This window comes from Nocardioides segetis (assembly GCF_051390595.1).
In the GTDB taxonomy this organism is placed as follows: domain Bacteria; phylum Actinomycetota; class Actinomycetes; order Propionibacteriales; family Nocardioidaceae; genus Nocardioides.
Genome location: NZ_JBNINR010000003.1, coordinates 233574 through 250595, shown reverse-complemented (window position 1 = coordinate 250595; position 17022 = coordinate 233574). Strand labels below are relative to the sequence as shown.

The 17022-nt window shown below is 73.5% G+C and carries 11 protein-coding genes; 5 read left to right on the top strand and 6 right to left on the bottom strand.

Annotated elements, in window-relative coordinates; all coding sequences use genetic code 11:
• Positions 1–99 precede the first annotated feature (99 nt).
• The 6 genes from ACPZVR_RS07440 to ACPZVR_RS07415 all read right to left on the bottom strand — a co-directional run bounded on the left by ACPZVR_RS07440 (position 100) and on the right by ACPZVR_RS07415 (position 10414).
• Positions 100–1536, bottom strand: coding sequence for an exopolysaccharide biosynthesis polyprenyl glycosylphosphotransferase (locus ACPZVR_RS07440; RefSeq protein WP_436698939.1), 1437 nt, complete (start codon positions 1534–1536; stop codon positions 100–102).
• On the bottom strand, positions 1533–2033 hold the full coding sequence (locus tag ACPZVR_RS07435; protein WP_436698938.1) for a glycosyltransferase: 501 nt from the start codon (positions 2031–2033) through the stop codon (positions 1533–1535). The genes ACPZVR_RS07440 and ACPZVR_RS07435 overlap by 4 nt, the downstream gene beginning before the upstream one ends.
• The gene (locus tag ACPZVR_RS07430; protein ID WP_436698937.1) at positions 2030–2479 is read right to left on the bottom strand and encodes a UDP-N-acetylglucosamine--LPS N-acetylglucosamine transferase; all 450 of its coding nucleotides are present in this window, start codon (positions 2477–2479) and stop codon (positions 2030–2032) included. Before ACPZVR_RS07430 ends, ACPZVR_RS07435 begins: the two co-directional genes overlap by 4 nt.
• Before the next feature lie 109 nt (positions 2480–2588).
• Entirely contained in the window at positions 2589–3251 is a 663-nt protein-coding gene (locus ACPZVR_RS07425) for a response regulator transcription factor (RefSeq protein ID WP_436698936.1), read from the bottom strand.
• A 23-nt stretch (positions 3252–3274) separates the two neighbouring features.
• Complete coding sequence (locus tag ACPZVR_RS07420) at positions 3275–4747, bottom strand: sensor histidine kinase (protein WP_436698935.1); 1473 nt, start codon at positions 4745–4747, stop codon at positions 3275–3277.
• 249 nt (positions 4748–4996) lie between these two features.
• Positions 4997–10414 carry a PKD domain-containing protein gene (locus tag ACPZVR_RS07415; protein WP_436698934.1) on the bottom strand — a complete coding sequence of 1806 codons (5418 nt, stop codon included), beginning with the start codon at positions 10412–10414 and terminating at the stop codon, positions 4997–4999.
• A gap of 345 nt (positions 10415–10759) precedes the next feature.
• Here ACPZVR_RS07415 and ACPZVR_RS07410 point away from each other — a divergent pair, with 345 nt between their 5' ends.
• Genes ACPZVR_RS07410 through ACPZVR_RS07390 form a run of 5 tightly spaced genes read left to right on the top strand, consistent with a single transcriptional unit; the run spans position 10760 to position 16998 of the window.
• Entirely contained in the window at positions 10760–12148 is a 1389-nt protein-coding gene (locus ACPZVR_RS07410) for a hypothetical protein (protein ID WP_436698933.1), read from the top strand.
• The gene (locus tag ACPZVR_RS07405) at positions 12145–13671 is read left to right on the top strand and encodes a lipopolysaccharide biosynthesis protein (protein WP_436698932.1); all 1527 of its coding nucleotides are present in this window, start codon (positions 12145–12147) and stop codon (positions 13669–13671) included. The genes ACPZVR_RS07410 and ACPZVR_RS07405 overlap by 4 nt, the downstream gene beginning before the upstream one ends.
• Complete coding sequence (locus ACPZVR_RS07400) at positions 13668–14543, top strand: sulfotransferase domain-containing protein (RefSeq protein ID WP_436698931.1); 876 nt, start codon at positions 13668–13670, stop codon at positions 14541–14543. The genes ACPZVR_RS07405 and ACPZVR_RS07400 overlap by 4 nt, the downstream gene beginning before the upstream one ends.
• Positions 14540–15817 carry a hypothetical protein gene (locus tag ACPZVR_RS07395; RefSeq protein ID WP_436698930.1) on the top strand — a complete coding sequence of 426 codons (1278 nt, stop codon included), beginning with the start codon at positions 14540–14542 and terminating at the stop codon, positions 15815–15817. The genes ACPZVR_RS07400 and ACPZVR_RS07395 overlap by 4 nt, the downstream gene beginning before the upstream one ends.
• The gene (locus tag ACPZVR_RS07390) at positions 15814–16998 is read left to right on the top strand and encodes a hypothetical protein (RefSeq protein ID WP_436698929.1); all 1185 of its coding nucleotides are present in this window, start codon (positions 15814–15816) and stop codon (positions 16996–16998) included. The genes ACPZVR_RS07395 and ACPZVR_RS07390 overlap by 4 nt, the downstream gene beginning before the upstream one ends.
• Positions 16999–17022 lie beyond the last annotated feature (24 nt).

The following is a 17022-nucleotide window of genomic DNA, read 5'->3' as shown; positions in this document are numbered from 1 at the left end:
GCGTGCGCGAATGACCCGTATTGGTGAATTCCCGAGGTCAGATGTGTTGGGTCAACGGGTCAGGACCGACGACTCGAGGCAGGACGGGAATCTCGCGGCCTAGTAGGCGCCACGGCCGCGGAGCACCGCGCCGGCGGTGCGCAGCAGGATGCGCGCGTCGAGGAGGAGCGACCAGTTGTCGACGTACTGCTGGTCGAGGCGCACGGCGTCCTCCCACGAGAGGTCGGAGCGCCCGGAGACCTGCCAGAGCCCGGTCATGCCGGGGCGGACGACGAGACGATGGCGGACGTCCGGGAGATAGGCCGCCACCTCCGACGGCAGTGCCGGACGGGGCCCGACCAGGGACATGTGACCGAGGGCGACGTTGATCAGCTGGGGCAGCTCGTCGAGCGACGTGCGCCGCAGCCACCGGCCGACGCGGGTGACGCGGGGGTCCTGCTGGATCTTGAACAGCGGCCCCGCGGCCTCGTTGAGGTCGAGGAGGTCGGCGACGACCTGGTCCGCGTCGCAGGACATCGTGCGCAGCTTCCACATCGTGAAGGGGACGTCGGCGCGACCGATCCGGGTCTGCCGGAAGAACGCGGGTCCGGGCGAGTCGAGACGTACGGCCGTGGCGAGGACCAGGAGCAGCGGTGCGAGGAGCAGCAGCGCCAGGGTCGCCGCGACCCGGTCGAGGACGTGCTTGACCAGATGGGACGGGCCGAGGCGGCGGGGCGCTCCGAGATGGAGCAGCGGGAGCCGCTCGCCGACGTCGAGGTGGAGCCGGCCGGGCGGAGAGCTGTGCAGCCCCGTCCACATGAAGATGGCGACGCCGGCCTCCTCCAGGCACCAGCACAGGCGCTGCAGGTCGGCCGCGGGCAGGGCGGCGTCCGGGGCGAGGATCACCGCGTCGGCGCCGCTGACGCGCGCCGTCGGGACGCACGCGGCGAGCCCGGAGACGACCGGGATCCCGCCCAGAGGCGGCCGATCGGCGGTGTCGCCCACGGCGACGCAGGCACCGACCACGGCGAAGCGGTGCGTGCGCGACTGGCCGAGGCGTTCGACCAGCCCCTGCAGCGTGTCGGCCGCGCCCGCCACCACGACCCGGTGGGTCACGCCGCTGAGCCGGATCCCGCGCCGCGCCGCGAGGGCGACCGCTCCGCGCGTGAGCCCGCCCACGGCGGCGCTGCCGACCGACACCGAGGTCACGACGCTGGCGGAGACCGCGTAGCCGATCACCTCGGCGGTCAGCAGCGCTGCGGTGGGCAGCATCAGCGCCGCGACGGCCAGCCGCCGGGCGTGCGCGGCGAGATGCCCGGGCAGCCGGTAGTCGCCGGTCGCGGACACGGCGGCGACCCACAGCGGCACGAAGAGGAAGGCCGGCCCCGCCCGGCCGACCGCACCGGGCAGCAGGATCGCCACGAGCACGGCCACCGTCGCGGCCGCGGCGTCCGCCGCCGCGAGGACCCGGCCGGTGCGGTGCACGGTCGCCCGACCGCCAGCCTCCTCGCGCCCGGTCGTGGCCACCGCGGTCGCGCGGGCCGAGAGGACGGTCATCGGTGGACCAGATTCTCGGCCAGGGCCTCGAATCGGGCGAGCGTGGTCGACGCCCGGTGCGTCGCGCCGATGCCACGGCCGGTGAGGACGGCGAGGGAGAGCCGCGCGGCGAGCTCCTGCTCGTCGTACGCCGTGACGATCAGGCCGGTCCGGGATAGGAAGCGCGCGAAGCGCTGCTGGTGGTCGTCGACGTGCTCGCCGAGTCGCGGGTCCCGGGGTACGACGACGGGCAGGTGGCCCCGCTCCCGGGCGTCCATGATCGAGCCCGGTCCGCCGTGGGTCACGACGGCGTCAGCTCGGTCGAGCAGCTCGGCGAGCTCCGTCGGGCCCAACAGCGGCGTCCCGCTCAGCCGGGAGGGCAGCGGCGTGGCGCCGTGCTGGACGTGGAACCGGAAGGTGCCCTGCTCCTGGAGCCGCCCGGTCCACTCGACGATGCGGTCGAACCGGTGGTGGTCGGTGCCGAGGAAGACCGCGACGAGCGGTGGCTGCCGCGTCACCACAGGCCTCCGACCAGGACGGAGGAGCGGTAGAGGCGCTGCTGCTCGGGCCACTGGACCAGGAACAGGTCGCTGGCCGGGCGGCACAGCCGGCCCGTGAGCGTCGGCGTCTCGACCCGGTCGTACACCTCGAGATAGATCGATGAGGTGTGCCGGCGGTGTCGCAACCAGAAGTACGGCACGGCGACGGCGGCGCCGGTGGAGACGACGAGGTCCGGCCCGAAGCGGGCGAGCACCGCGCGTGCCTGCTTCGCGTTGCGCCCCAGGTTGACCAGGTTGCGGGTGGTCGGGTGGTGTGCCCAGGTGACGTCCTCGCCCTGGAGCTTCGCGACGGCGTCCTCGGTGTCGAAGGTGACCCAGTGCCGCTCGTGCTTCTCCCACCACGGCCGCAGGCACAGCAGCTGCGCCAGGTGGCCTCCTGAGGAGGAGACGAGAAGCACCCGCATGACGCGCTCCTGGAGCTCGGTGGCTGATGGGCGCTCCCGACCCTAAGGAGGCGTCGCAGGCCTGACATGCCCCCAATGCGGTATGTCCGTCGTTGCCGTGTCCGGCGACTCAGCCCTGCGGTGGGTGCCAGCCGACCTTGTACGCCGCGCCGACCGCGGCGAGCTGGGAGCTCATCTCCAGCTTGGCCAGGATCGACTTCACCTGGGTCCGGACCGTCGCCTCGGAAACCACGCTGGCGCGGGCGATCTCGCGGACCGGGGCCCCACGCATCAGCGCGCCGAGCACCTCCATCTCACGGCGGGTCAGCCGATCGAGCCGGGCGCGGATCTCGCGGACCTCGTCGCGGTCCTGGAGGGCGAGCTCGATGAGCGAGCCGCGCTCCTGCGCGTTCATCAGCGGCAGCCCGTCCCGGGCCCGGCGCACGGTGGTGACCACCTCGTGCAGCGGGCAGGTCTTGACCAGCACGGCCTTGGCTCCACGGCGCAGGCACTCGCCCCGCCGCGCGCCCTCGCTGCTTCCGGTCACGACCACGACCGCGACCCCGGCCGCGGTGAGCGGCGTGATCAACCGCATGCCGTCTCCGACGTGGCCGAGGTCGAGGTCGAGGAGGACCACCCGCGGGGCGCTGCGCAGGGTCGTGGCGAGCACCGTCGCGAGGGTCGTGTGCTCGTCGGTCAGGTCGATCCGCCGGACCAGATAGCCCTCGGCCTCCAAGGTGAGGGACACCGACTCGGCGAAGAGCGCATGGTCGTCGACGATGGTGATCCGCATCGGACGCGGATGCCCGGGCGTCATCAGCGGGAGCCGGCGACGGCCGGGGTCGGACCGGGCGGACGAGCGATGGCCGGCACGTCGGCCGGTGTCCGCGGTGCCCTCGGCGACCCCGATTCCTTCGGGGTCGTCGGGGCCGACGTCGCCGCGCGCAGCGTGACGACGAAGGTCGCGCCTGCGTCGCCCGACGGTGGTCGCTCATGGCGCAAGGAGCCGCCCAGCTCGAGCATCAGCCGGTGGGCGCGCTGCAGGCCGATGCCCTCCCCGGTCGACGCGCTCCCGCGCGCGCCCCACTGGAAGAGCCGGTCCTCCAGTCCGGGCTCGACGCCGGGGCCGCGATCCGACACCCGCAGCTCGACGACGTCGCCGACCGATCGCGTCGTCACCGTGGTGGCGTGCCCGCGGGCATGGCGGTGGGCATTGGTCAGCAGCACGTTGAGGACCTCCGAGAGCGCGTCGTGCCGGCCCACCGCGACGTGACCGGTCGGCCGCCACGTGACCGGGTGACCCAGCGCGTCCTGGGCGACGACGAGGGGGCCGACCACCTCGTCGACGGAGAGCACGTCGAGCTCCTCGGGGCAGTCGGCGAAGCTGCGGCCCAGACGCGCCACCTCGGCGTCCACCATGTGACTGAGCGCGGTCCGGCGCGGCCCCGGCGGCACGGTGTCGCCGGTCAGGAGATGGACGCCGGCGACGATGCCGGCCGTCGCCGCCCGCATCTCGTGGACGACCTCGCGGTCGTGCTGCACCGTCGCCTCGGCCTGGGCCGCGCGGAGCATCAGTCGGGCCTCGCGCGCCGCGGTGTCGTGGAGCGTCGTGAGGAGGAGCCCGATGACGGTCGTGGCCAGGAGGGCACTGCACAGCACCACGCCGATCATCGCCAGCGGGGGCGGCTCCGCGGCTTCGAGGAGGGTCGACCACACGCGGGCGGCGAAGAGCGCGAACATGCCGCAGCTGACCCGAACGGCTGCCCAGCGCGGCAGCGGGGAGCGGAGCAGCGCCATGGCGACCAGCGCGATGCCGACTGTGATCACCACCAGGACGGCGACGTCGGGAGCCCATCGCACCGACAGGAAGGGCGACGGGTCGAGGACCAGCAGGCCCATCCGCACGCCCAGGACGAGACAGCCCAGGATGAGCCCGCCCAGCAGGGGGCTGAACCGCGGCGGGTGCTGGTCCCGGGTCCGCACGGTGATGACGAGGAGGACGACCAGCACGGTGGCCAGGTGCCCGGTCGTCAGGCGATAGCTGTGACCGCCGTGGCTCGGATCCGCCACGGAGATGACCAGCAGCGGGAGGTCCTGGACCGCGACCAGCGTGGCCGCGGTGGCCATGCGCGCGCGGATCAGACTGCGCCGCAGCCGGGCGTCGAACGACAGCACGAGAGCGCTGCCGAGCAGGACGAGATCCGCGAGGACCATGCAGATGTGACCGGCCGTCGTCATCGGGTCGATCGAGGGGTCCTCCATGAGGAGGACCGCGTACGGGTGCAGCATCAGTCCGGCCAGGAGCAGCGCCCACCACAGGGGCGCGCGCTCGGTCGAGACTTCCAGACAAGGCGATGACCGTCGAGTGACCGCCCGAGAAACTCCCCACGGGTGACGGGACTGACGGTCCGGTTGAGGACGCGTCATGACGCGATTATGCGCGGCGCTCCGGATTCTCGCCGGTGAAGGCGGGAACGTACCCAAATTTTGACTGCGGACGAGGGCTCCTGGTGGAGCATCACCACCTCGGAGCGACTCTCAGGGCGTCGTGACCACCACCTGCCGGGTGACGGTCGTCGCGGCGCCCCAGCCGTCGGTGACCGTCAGGGTCACGGTGTAGGTCCCGGCCGCGGGGAAGGTGTGGGCGGCGGAGGCCGACGTCGTGTTCGGCGTACCGTCGCCCCAGTCCCAGCGGTAGTTGATGGTGTCCCCGGTGTCGGGGTCGGCGGATCCGACCGCGGAGAAGTTGCACGACAGGTTCGCGCAGGCCGGCGGGTTGAGGACGGCGTTGGGCGGCCGGTTGGTGGGCGGCGTCGTGATCGTCACCGTCTGGGTGGCCGTGCCGGTGACCCCCCATTCGTCGCGGGCGGTGAGGACGACCGTGTACGTCCCGGCCGCAGTGTAGGTGCGGGTCGGGACCGGCCCGGACCCGCTGCCGTTGCCGAAGCTCCACGAGTAGGTCAGCGTGGTCGCGTTCTCGTCGGTCGAGCCGCGGGCGTCGAAGCCGCAGACGTTGTTCGTGCACGAGACCGTGAAGCTGGCGACGGGCGGGTTGTTGGGTGGGTGGACGACGGTCACGTGACGCTCGTAGACCACGCTGACGAAGTCGTGCTGGTCGATGGCGCGCACCCGCACGGTGTACGCGCCGGGCGGGATGACCGGGGTCGTGTAGGAGAAGTTCGACCCGGGCGTGCCGGGGCTGTTGAGGAATGCCGTGCGCCAGCTGGCGTTCGTGCTGGTGAACGTCCCGGACGAGCTCATGTACTGGCCGGCGGCGTTCACGATCCCGACCTCGACCTCCTGCATCGCCTGGTCGTCCTCCGCGCGGCCGCTGACGAAGATCTTGCCGTCGAGGAACTCCGTGCCCTCGATCGGGTTGAGCAGCGCCTCGTTCATGACGGGCGGCTGGTCACCCGGGTAGATCGGGTAGCGCGCGGTGGCGCCGGTCGTGGACGGATCCTGCTGGCCGGCGGTGTCCCACGCGTAGGCCGTCACGGCCCAGTCGCCCTGGGTGGGCAGCGCCACGGTCAACGTCCACGAGGTGCTCGTCGCGCCTGGCGCTGCGAGCGTGGCGTCGAGCGTCGCGAAGGCGGCCGACAAGGTGCCGTTCGGCTGGAGGTAGCGGCTGGTGTCGCGGTCCTGGACGGCGACGCCGACGCGGGCCACGCCCTTGTCGTCGGTGGCCGCTCCCGTGAGGTTGAGCGCCAGCACCTGCTGGCCGGTGATCGTGCCGGTCGGTGTGATCGTCGCGTTGGGCGGGCTGTCGCCCGGGATGGCGGCGTTCAGGGTGAGCCGGCCCTGGTTGGCCGAGGAGGTGCCGAGGCCGATCTGGTCCTCGGCGCTGACGGTGAACGTGTAGGTGCCCGGGCTGAGGCTGAACGGCGTCGTGTAGCTCCAGTTGTAGCTCGCCTGGTTCAGGTTGACCGGCGAGATCCGGTAGGACCCGGCGATCACGGTCGTGCCCCATGTGCCGTCGGCGGCGAGCCGCTCGCCCGTCGAGGTGTTGCGCAGCGTGATCGAGACCTCGCGCAGCGCCTCGTCGTCGGTCGCCGAGCCCGAGAACGTCAGCGGCTGGCCGGGCGTGACCGTCACCGGCTGGGCGGTCGTCGGCGGCACCATGATCGCGGGCTGCGTGATCGAGACGGTCGGTGCCTGTCCGTTCTCGGTCACGATCCAGCGCCGGTCGGCAGTATCGAGGTCGGACTGGCCGGCGGTGTCGGTGGCTCGGGCCTGCGCCCACCACTCGTCCTCGTAGGGGACGGTGATCTCGTAGGACCAGGTGGTGCTGGTCGCGCCGACCACGTCGGGATCGACCTGGAAGGTGTTGTAGGTCCCCGAGACGGTGCCGTCGTCCTGCAGGTAGCGGTTCTGGCTGTCGCGCAGCGTGAAGCTCACCCCGTTGACGCCGAAGTCGTCGGTCGCGCTGCCGGTGATCGTGAAGGTCAGCGACGCGACCGGGCTCCCCGGGCCGGTGACGTTGGTGTTGGGCGGCTGGTCGCTCGTGCCGAACGTCTCGAACTTCTTCGTCGCCTTGGTGTTGTCGGCCGTGCCGTTGCCGGCCACGCCGCGGGCACGGACGAGCAGCTCGCGGTTGGCGGTCATCGTCACGGGCAGCCGCCAGGTCCGCGTCGACCCCGTGCCTGCGTCGAGCGTCGCGTTGATCGTGTTGCTCGCGGTCGAGCCCCAGGTGGTCAGGTCGTCGTTGAGGTAGCGACCGGAGTTGCGGTCCATGATCTCGACCTCGACCCGTTGGATCCCCGTGGCCGCGGTCGCCGTCCCGGTGATGTCGAACGACTCGTCGACCGGCTTGATGCGGCCCTCGATCGGGTCGGTGATCACGGTCTGGGTCCCGTTCTGGGCGGGCACGTTGCCGAAGTCGAAGAAGGCGATCCGGCCGACGTTGTAGCCGCCCTTGGTGTTGCCGTCGCCTCCGACGAAGAGGCCGCGCGGGGTGGCTTCGATGTGCTTGTCGCCCTCGTAGGAGTTGGACGGTGCGAACCACTCGAGGGCGTGTCCGTCCGCCGGGTCGAGGGCGGCCAGGTGGAAGCGCTTCACCACGGCGTCGCCGAGTGCGTACGCCGACAGGCCCTGCCCGGTGCCGTAGCCGACGTCGTCCAGGCCGGGCCAGGGGATCGGCGCGGTCGCCGACTCCGCCCACTGGAAGTGGCCGCCGATGTAGATGCCGGTCTCGGTCGCGGCGACCGAGTAGACGGAGTCGAAGTGGCGGGAGATCCACAGCGGCTGCGCGTCGCTGTCCTCGTCGAGTGCGTAGGCGATGACCGTGTCGTTGATGGGCGGCCGGTCGCCGCCCGAGCCGCTGGTCACGACGAAGTACGAGTCGTCCGGGCCGATGTCGCCGCCGTAGGCGCGCTGGATGCCGCCCACGAACTGGAGGTTGTCCTCCCACAGCGTGGTCCGCCACGGCGTCAGCCGGTTGGTGCGGGTGTTGATGATCGCGACGCCGTAGCGGTCCTTGCCGTTGACCTGGCGCCCCGTGTGCACGACGAGCAGCCGCCCCTCGTCGTGGGTGAGCTTGAGCCGCTGGACGGCGAGCTCGCCGTTCGTGCCGATGCCCCCGGTGATGTTGTTGACGAAGTCCGCGCGGACGGCGCCGGTCGCACCGTCCAGTGCCGCGAGCGCGCCGCGCGGCACGTTGTTGACGGTGGTGAAGCGGCCCCCGGCGTACACCGTCGTGTTGGTGACGGCGAGCTCGTTGACCTTGCCGTTGGCGTTCGCGGTGAAGGTGTCGATCGGCGCGCCCGTCGCCGGGTTGATCCGCGCGATGGCCTTGCGGCTCAGGCCGTTGACCGTCCCGAAGTTGCCCGCGATGTAGAGCCTCGTGCCGTCCGGCGACGCCTCGACGGCGTCGACCTGGCCGTTGGTGAAGGTCGGCCGGAAGGTGGTGTCGACCTGACCCGTGCTCCAGTTGTACGCCGCCAGGTAGGCCTGGTTGATCGTCGTGCCGTTGTTGGGCTGGCGGATGGAGGTGAACGAGCCGGCGACGTAGACGCGGTTGCCGACGACCTCGATGTCCCAGATCTCCCCGGAGGTGATGGTCGGCTGGTTGGTGCGCGGGGTGTCCGGCACCAGCGCCGTGTGGCCGGGCGGCGGGTTGGGCGGCACGGCGGTCGCGCTGCTGGTGGCCTGGTCGGTGTGGCCGTTGCCGTCGTCGACGGTGAGGGTGACGGTGCGGGTGCCCGGCGTGGCGTAGGTGTGCGTCGGGTTGACGCCGGTGCCGGTCTGGCCGTCGCCGTACTGCCACGTGTAGGTCAGCGGGTCCTTGTCCACGTCGAAGGAGTGGCCCGCGTCGAACTCGCAGGTGAGGCCGGCGCACCCGGTCGAGAACTCCGCGACCGGCGGCTCGTTCGTCTCCGTCGCGTCGACACCGGGATCGAGCACGATGGAGAACAGCGTCGATCGCGAGGCCGTGGTGCTGGTCGTGGCCGTGCGTCCGGCGAGCGGTCCCACGGGCACGGCTCCGTCGGAGTCGCCGAGGATCGCGCTGACCTTGCCCGTGCCGGTCGCGGCCGCCTGGGTGCGGGTGGGCGTGCCGGCCGGCAGGGTCCAGGTGGTCGGGTCGGTGGACTTCTCGCTCCACACGCTGACCAGCCACGAGTTGGCGTGGGTCGCGGTCGTGGCGGGCGTGGTGTGGCTGGTGGCCGGGGCGTCCGCACCCCCGATGGCGGACGCCCCGACCACGGCCGGCCCGGTGCTGCGGTAGGCCGCGACCGTCATCACGGACTTCACGTACGCGCTGCCGGTGACGGTGACCGTGCGGCCGGCGTCGGCCGCGGTCGCGGCGCGGGTCCAGGCCCGGCCGCGCATGCCGTTGCCGTCGCGCGACCGCAGCAGGTCCCAGCCCGGGAGCGTGTCCTCGATCGTGCTCGTGGTGGAGTTCGTGACGAGGAACAGGACCAGCCGGTCACCCGGTTCGACCGTTGTGGGGACGGTGACCGAGTGACCGGGGCGGTTGCCGGCGGTGCTGGCGGCGCCGACGTAGGTGACCTGGCCGGCCGTGACGGTGACGTCGGGGCTGACCTGGCGGGTCGCGGTGTCCTGGTGGCTCCCGTCGCTGACGGTCAGCGTCACGGTCCGCGGACCCGCGGTGGCGTAGGTGTGCTGCGACGTACTGCCGCTGGCTGTGCCGCCGTCGCCGAAGGCCCACGCGTAGGTGAGTGCGTCGCCGTCGGGGTCCTGGGACCCGGTGGCGTCGAAGGAGCAGACCAGCCCGCTGCAGCTCGCCGTGAACGAGGCGTCCGGCGGGTCGTCGGTCAGGTCGCCGGGTGCGATCACCACGGAGTACGTCGCCGAGCGGGACGCGGTCGTGCTCGTCGTCGCGGTCCGTGCGGCGGCGGTGCCGGTGGCGACGGGTCCGGCCGAGTCGCCCCAGACGCCGCTCACCTTGCCGGTGCCGGCCGCGGCGGCGGCGCTGCGCTCGGTGACGCCGGCCGGCAGCGTCCAGGTGGTGTCGGTCGAGGACTTCTCGGCCCAGATGCTCACCAGCCAGGAGCCGGCCCCCGCGACCGGCGCCGCGGGCGCCACGTGCTCGGTGCCGGAGGTGTCGGAGCCGCCGGAGACGGCCGTGACCGAGGGCGTGGCGCCGGTGCTGCGGTACGCGGCGACGGTGAGCACCGACTTGGCGGCGGCGCTGGTCGTCACCGTGACGTTGGTGTCGCCGTCGGCGGCGGTGGCGGTCCGCGACCACAGCCGGCTGCGGATGCCGTTGCCGTCCCGTGCGGCCAGGGACGTCCAGCCGGCGGGCTGGTCCGCGATGGTGCTGGTCGTCGAGTTCGTCGTGAGCGTCAGCAGCAGCACGTCGCCGGCCTGCGCCTCGACAGGGACACGCACCGTGTGAGCCGTGCGGTTGCCGGCCGTGCTGGCGGCGGCGACGAAGGAGATCTCACCGGGCGCCGCTTCGACGGGCGGCGTGAGTGGCGCGAGTGCGGGGACGATCACGAAGGCGGCGATGATGGGGACGACCGCCCGGGTGATGCGTCGCCATCGTCGGCTTGGGACCGGTTGACGCCGACTGGTGGTGGTTGAACGCATCTGCCTCACCGTCCCCGCACTCGCACGGCCCTCGGTCCCGAGGGCGTCTGGCTGGCCAGGATCGTGCCAACAGGCGGGGCCCGCGGCATGACCGATATTGGGCAGGAATCCCGCGCTCCGAGCCGGTCGTGGCGCCGCGGCCGGGGCCCATCCCACAAATTGGGGGTATCCGCGCACGTGCCCTCCCGGAGCCGTCACGGCGTCCGATAGTGGGTCGGTCGTCGTGGGGATGACCGCAGGTGGGGAGGTGCGATGGGACAGCGCCGGGTGACACGACTCGTGCTCGTCGCCGCACTGGTCGCCGGGCTGAGCGGCGCGGCCGCGGTCGCCTGGGCCCGCCATCGCCAGGGCGAGCACGTCGCGACCGCCGTCATCATGCTGCACCCGCTGGAGGGCAACGCCTACAGCCCGGGCGGGCGCGGCGACGACCTCGTCAACCTGGAGACCGAGGCGCAGGTGCTCCGGTCGGACGCGGTGGCCCGGGCGGTCCTCGACCAGCTCGGTGGCGACGGCGAGCCCGGCGACCTGCTCGACGCGGTCTCCGTCGCGGTGCCGCCGAACACGCAGCTCCTCGAGATCACCGCGCACGGACCCGACGACGCGACCGCGGTCGCCCGGGCGTCCGCCTTCGCCGACGTCTACCTCCGGTTCCGTCGATCCCGCACGGAGTCGGCCGTGTACGAGCGGACCTCGCGCGTCGAGGAGCTCGTCAGTCAGCGCGAGGACGAGCGCGACGCCGCCCTGGCGCGTCTCGACAAGCTCGCCGCCGCGGCGCCGGAACGGGAGCTGATCGAGCAGCAGGTCCAGGAGGTCGTCGTCCAGATCAGCTCCCTGCGGGCACAGCTCGCGGCCGCCCAGGCGGTGGGCCTGGACCCCGGACAGCTGGTGACGCCGGGCCAGGTCGTCGGTGCCGGTCCCTGGGCGGACCCGCTCCGCTCCGGCATCGTCGCCGCGCTCCTCGGCGCGCTCCTCGTCTTGTCGGTCGCGGTCGCGCGCACCCGTCGTCCGTCGGGGCTCGGCCTGGCCGACGTCGCTGACGGCGCGGAGGGCGGCCCCGTGCCGCTCGGCGTCCTGCGGGCCCCGGTCCGGGCCGACAGCGACGTGATCGCGCACGTGCGGTCCGTGGTGCTCGCTGTCGGCTCGGACCGGCCTCCGGTCGTGACCGTCGCGGTGCCCGGCCGGAGGTATCCGCTGGCGTTCGCCGCGCTGGCCGAGTCGCTGACCCGCGCCCGGTACGAGGTGGTCACGGTGGACCTCGCCCTCCCGGCGGTGACCGCGGCGATGGCCGAGCTGGTCCTCCAGGAGGCCGTCGTCGACGACGTCCTCGTCGCGGACGGCGAGTTCCACAGCCGGCTGCAGCCGGTGACCGAGACGACCAGGATCCGCGCCGACTTCGCCGATCTCGCGGCCTCGGCCGAGATGCGGCGCAGTCTCGCCGAGCTCGCCAAGCGCGCCGACGTCGTCCTCGTCCGCTCGCCCGGTCTCGGCACGCCTACCGGGCGGGCCATGCTGGCCGCGTCGACGGCCGTCGTCGTGGAGGTCGGGTCACGCACCTCGAGCCGCGCCGACCTCGATGCCGTGCTGACCGAGGCGCGCCGTGTCTCGACCCGGGTCGTGGGCGTCGTCGAGGTGGACTCGTGACGCACCCGCCGCCCGGCACCGACGGTGAGCGCCGGCACCTGCGGGCGGTCGCCCGCGGGAGCGCGGCCACGCTCGCGGGCGCGGTGCTCAGCACGGTCGCGGGCTTCGGGCTCGTCCTCGTGGTCACCCGGAGCGTGCCGCCCGACACGGCGGGCCGCTTCTTCGCGGCGACGGCGGTCTTCCTGGTGGCGCTCGCGACCGCGGGACTCGGCACCGACACCGGGCTCGCGCGGTTCGTGCTGCGCGACGCCCGGCCCGGCGCCGTACGCCACCTGGTGCGGGTGGCCGGCGCCCCGGTCCTGCTCGTCGCGTGCGGCCTGGCCCTCGCCCTCGCCGCCGCCCTGCCGGACACCCGGCCCCTGGTGTGGGCACTGCCGCTGGCCGCGATCGCCGACCTGTGTCTCGCGGCGGTGCGGGCCCACGCGCTGTTCCGGTCCACCGTCGTCGTGGACCGGATCGTGCGGCCCGGGCTGCAGGTCCTGCTCGTCGCCGTCGTGCTCCTGCTCGGGCTGCCGGGTGCGTGGCTGGCGGCCGCCTGGGCGACGGCGTACGCCGCGAGCGCGGTGCTCGCGGGACGCGCGCTCGTGGCACTCACCGGTCCCGTCCGGCGCGGTGGGCTCGATCGCGGCGGGGTCGATCGCGGCGGGGTCGATCGCGGCGGCGTCGGGGCCCGCGTGTTCTGGTCCTTCACCTCGCCGCGTGCCGTGGCCCGCATCGCGCAGGTGGCCGTGCAGCGTCTCGACATCGTCCTGGTCGCCTGGTTGCTCTCCCCGACGGACGCGGCGGTCTACACGGTCGCCACGCGCTTCGTCGTGTTCGGGCAGCTCGCCAACCAGGCCGTCTCGACGGTCGTGCAGCCGCGGTTCACGATGATCCTGGCCGGGCCGCCCGACGAGGCGCCCGTCCTCGTCAACCGGGTCTTCGGCGTGACGACCGGCTGGAGCATCCTGCTCGCCTGGCCCGTCTACCTCGCGGTCGCGGCGGCGCCGGCCGCCCATCTCGGGTGGTTCGGGTCGTCGTACGTCGTGGACGAGGCGGTCGCCGTCGCCGTCGTGATGGCCGTCGGCATGCTCGTCGCCGTCGCGTCGGGGCCCGTCGACACGCTGTTGCTGATGACCGGGCGCAGCGGACGCAGCCTGGCGAACACCCTCGTCGCACTGGCCCTCGACGTGGGGCTGTGCCTGGTGCTCGTGCCGCGGATGGGCATCGTCGGCGCGGCCGTGGCATGGGTGGTCGCCGTGGTCGTGCGCTGTGCGCTGGCGGTCGTCCAGCTCCGCGGCGAGATCGGGCTCGCGCCGCAGGCCGGGCGACTGCTCCTCGCGGGAGCGCTGCCGGTCGGGTGCGTCGGGCTGCCGGTCGCGCTCGCCGGGCTGGTCGGTCTCTCACCGGCGGCCTGGCTGGCGGCCAGCGGCCTGGCCGGTGCGGGATATGCCGCCGTCGTATGGCGGTTGCGCGCCCGGCTGGCCGTCGACCTGGTGATCGCCGGACTGCGGCCCGTTCGGAGGACGGCGGTCGCGGCATGATCCGCGCCCTGGCCGGCCGCCTGCGCCCCGTGCTCCCGCCGCCGCTGCTGCGCGGCGCGCGGGCCGTGCTGCTGGTCTGGGGCTGGCTGACCGCGGGGCTGCGTCAGGAGCCGGACATCATCGTGGTCGGCGCCCAGCGAGCCGGCACCACCACCCTGTTCCGTCTGCTCAGCGAGCATCCCGGCCTGTGCCGCCCCACGGTCGACAAGGGCACCGGGTACTTCGACGACAACTACCGACACGGTCGGCGGTGGTACCGCGCGCACTTCCCCCTGCGCCTGACCACGCGCGGCCGGCGGACCTTCGAGTGCAGCGGCTACTACCTCTTCCACCCGTTGGCCGCCGAGCGCATCGCGCGGGACCTGCCGGACTGCCAGGTCGTCGCGCTCGTCCGCGATCCGGTGGCCCGTGCCTACTCCGCGCACCGCCACGAGAGCGCCCGCGGCTTCGAGAACCTGCCCTTCGCCGACGCCGTGGCGCTGGAGGCGGTGCGGACCGCCGGCCAGGCCCACCTGCTCGCGACCGACCCGGGCGCGACCAGCTTCGCCCACCGTCACCACGCCTACCTGCAGCGCGGCGAGTACGCCGCCCAGCTCGCGCGCTACGTCACCGCGCTCGGCAGGCAGCGGGTGCACGTCGTCGACGCCGGTGCCCTGTTCGCCGATCCGGTCGGGGTCTATGTCGACCTCCAACGCCGGCTCGGCCTCGCCGTCCACCGCCCCGACGAGGTGGGGCGCTGGAACGAGCGGCCCGGCGACCCGCTGCCCCCCGACCTGGCGGCGACCCTGCGCCGCCGCTTCGACGAATCCGACGCGGCCCTCGCCGAGCTCCTCGGCCGGGCACCCAGCTGGCGAGAGGAAGAGACGAGATGACCGACCTGCTCCACCGTTCCCGCCCCCGACTGACCGCTCCAGCGCGCCACCGGCTCGCCCGGGTCACCCGGTGGCGACCGGGTCTGCGCGAGGTGCCGGTGGCCAAGCTCCTGCTCGGCGGCCAGAACGGCATGAGCGCCGGCGCGTTCGCCACCGCGGTGGAGGACCCGCTGTGGCCCTCGCGCCGGGTGGCCGAGGGTCCGCACGCCGGGCTGCTCGCCCTCGCGGCGCGGCACGGCGGCCTGTCCGACGCGCAGCTGCTGGCGACGCCGTACGCACGGATGGCACGGACCTGCATCCGGCGTACCGGCCGCTACTTCGGGGCCGAGGACGCGGCCGGGATCGTCGCGCAGGCACGGGAGTTCCTGGCCGGGAACACCGTGACCGCGTCGTGGGCGGGTGACGGTGGGGTTGGCGGGGACGGCGCGCCGCGGCCGGGCGACCTGCACTCACCGCCGGGCCAGCCCGTGCTCGTCGTACCCATCGCCCACTCCGACTGCTACCAGGTCCTCGACGGCCACCACCGGGTGGCGCGCGCCGCCGCCGAGGGCGCGATGACGCTGCCGGTCCGGGTGCGGCGCGGCACGGTGACCACCCCGCTGCAGGACCTGCTCCAGCGGATGTCGTGGCTCGACGGCGGTCGCCAGCTCTACCAGCCGGTCGACGCGCCGGAGCTCGCCGCGCACTGGCCGACCGTGCGCTGCTGTGTCGACCGCTTCGAGGCGATGGACGCCTTCCTGCGCCGGTTCCTCGGGCCCACGCTGTCCGGCAGCTACCTCGACGTCGCCAGCTGCTACGGCTGGTTCGTCGCGCAGATGGGCGGCCTGGGCTTCGAGGCGGAGGGCATCGAGCGGGATCCGCTGGGCGCGACCCTGGGGCGGCTCGTCTACGGCCTCGACCCGGACCGCATCCGGATCGGCGACGCCGTCGCGCTGCTGCGGGGGACGCGCGAGACCTGGGATGTCGTGTCGTGCTTCAGCCTGCTGCACCACTTCGTGCTCGGCCGGGGCAGCTGCGACGAGGTGGAGCTGGTCCGGCTCCTCGACCGGGCCACCGGACGGGTGCTCTTCCTCGACACCGGCCAGGAGCACGAGCGCTGGTTCCGCTCCTCCCTGCGGGGCTGGAACCCCGATCACATCCGGGCGTTCCTGCACGAGCACACGACCTTCGACCGGATCCTCGACCTGGGGCCGGACCGCGACGCGGTCGGTCCCTACGCCGACAACTACGGTCGGCATCTCTTCGTCTGCGTCCGCACCGGCGGCCGCGCATGAGCGCGCCCACCGGGTCCACCGACCTCCTCGACGCCGCCGCCGAGCTGTGGCCGGGCGCCGACCTGGTGCCGGCCGGGACCGCCCGCGACGGGCGACCGGTACGCGCCCGGTACGCCGTGGTCAGCCGCGGGAGCGGCCCGGTGGTCCTGGTGCCGGTCGAGTCGCCGGTGGCGGCCGGCGCGTCACTGCGCCGGATCAGCACCGCCTCGACCTGGTGGGACACCACGGCACGGGTCGCCGCCGGCGCGATGGTCCGCGCGGTGCCCGGGCTGCTGCGGCACCGGGTGGAGGTCCGTGGGGGAGCCGACGGTCTCGGCGAGCACCTGTCCGACGTCCTCGGCATGCCGGTCAGCTTCAGCATCTCCATCGGCACCGCCCGGGTGAACCGGAAGCCGGTGCTGCAGGTGTTCGACGACCAGGGACGCTGCCGGGCCTTCGTCAAGGTCGGCTGGTCCGACAACACCTGCGCCGACGTGACCGCGGAGGGACGGGCGCTGGCCGCCGTGACCGCGCGGCCCTACGAGCACCTCGTCGCGCCGGAGATCCTGGCCCGCACCTCCTGGCAGGGCCGTCCGGTGCTGGTCATCAGCCCGCTGGAGCCGTCCCCGTGGCGACGGCACCGGAGCTCGTGGACGCCGCCCTGCGCCGCGATGGACGAGCTCGCCGAGCGCTTCGCCTCCCCGGACGGCGAGCTGACGACGGCCGACTGGTGGCACCGCCAGTGGCGGGCCACCGGCGCGCTGCCGGACCCGGTGTCGCGCAGCCGGTTCGGCCGGGCCCTGGAGCGGGTGGCCGCGATCGCCGGCCGTCGCGAGCTCGCGTGGGGCGCCTGGCACGGCGACTGGACGCCGTGGAACATGGCGCCCGCGGGCGAGCGCGTCCTGCTGTGGGACTGGGAGCGGTTCGAGACCGGCGTACCCCGCGGCCTCGACGCCCTGCACTACGTGGTCAACGCCCTCAACTCCGGCGCCCCGGCCTCGGCGGAGGGGGTGCTGCGGGCGCTCGCGCTCGCGTCGTACCGCGACCGCAGCCTCGGCGGCGAGCCGCACGTGCGGAGTCTGTTGTACCTCGTCGCGATCGTGACCAGGTATCTCCGCCTCGTCGACGTCCCGGGTGGTGAGCACATCTCCTCGCGCGCCATGCAGACGCTGGTCGCGCTGGAGCACCTGGCCGACGTCTAGGGATGTTCGGACGTCGGCCAGGTG

Coding starts and splice junctions, on each gene's coding strand:
- ACPZVR_RS07440 (WP_436698939.1), bottom strand. CDS start 1,536: ATGACCGTCCTCTCGGCCCGCGCGACCGCGGTGGCCACGACCGGGCGC.
- ACPZVR_RS07430 (WP_436698937.1), bottom strand. CDS start 2,479: ATGCGGGTGCTTCTCGTCTCCTCCTCAGGAGGCCACCTGGCGCAGCTG.
- ACPZVR_RS07425 (WP_436698936.1), bottom strand. CDS start 3,251: ATGCGGATCACCATCGTCGACGACCATGCGCTCTTCGCCGAGTCGGTG.
- ACPZVR_RS07420 (WP_436698935.1), bottom strand. CDS start 4,747: ATGCTGCACCCGTACGCGGTCCTCCTCATGGAGGACCCCTCGATCGAC.
- ACPZVR_RS07410 (WP_436698933.1), top strand. CDS start 10,760: ATGGGACAGCGCCGGGTGACACGACTCGTGCTCGTCGCCGCACTGGTC.
- ACPZVR_RS07400 (WP_436698931.1), top strand. CDS start 13,668: ATGATCCGCGCCCTGGCCGGCCGCCTGCGCCCCGTGCTCCCGCCGCCG.
- ACPZVR_RS07395 (WP_436698930.1), top strand. CDS start 14,540: ATGACCGACCTGCTCCACCGTTCCCGCCCCCGACTGACCGCTCCAGCG.
- ACPZVR_RS07390 (WP_436698929.1), top strand. CDS start 15,814: ATGAGCGCGCCCACCGGGTCCACCGACCTCCTCGACGCCGCCGCCGAG.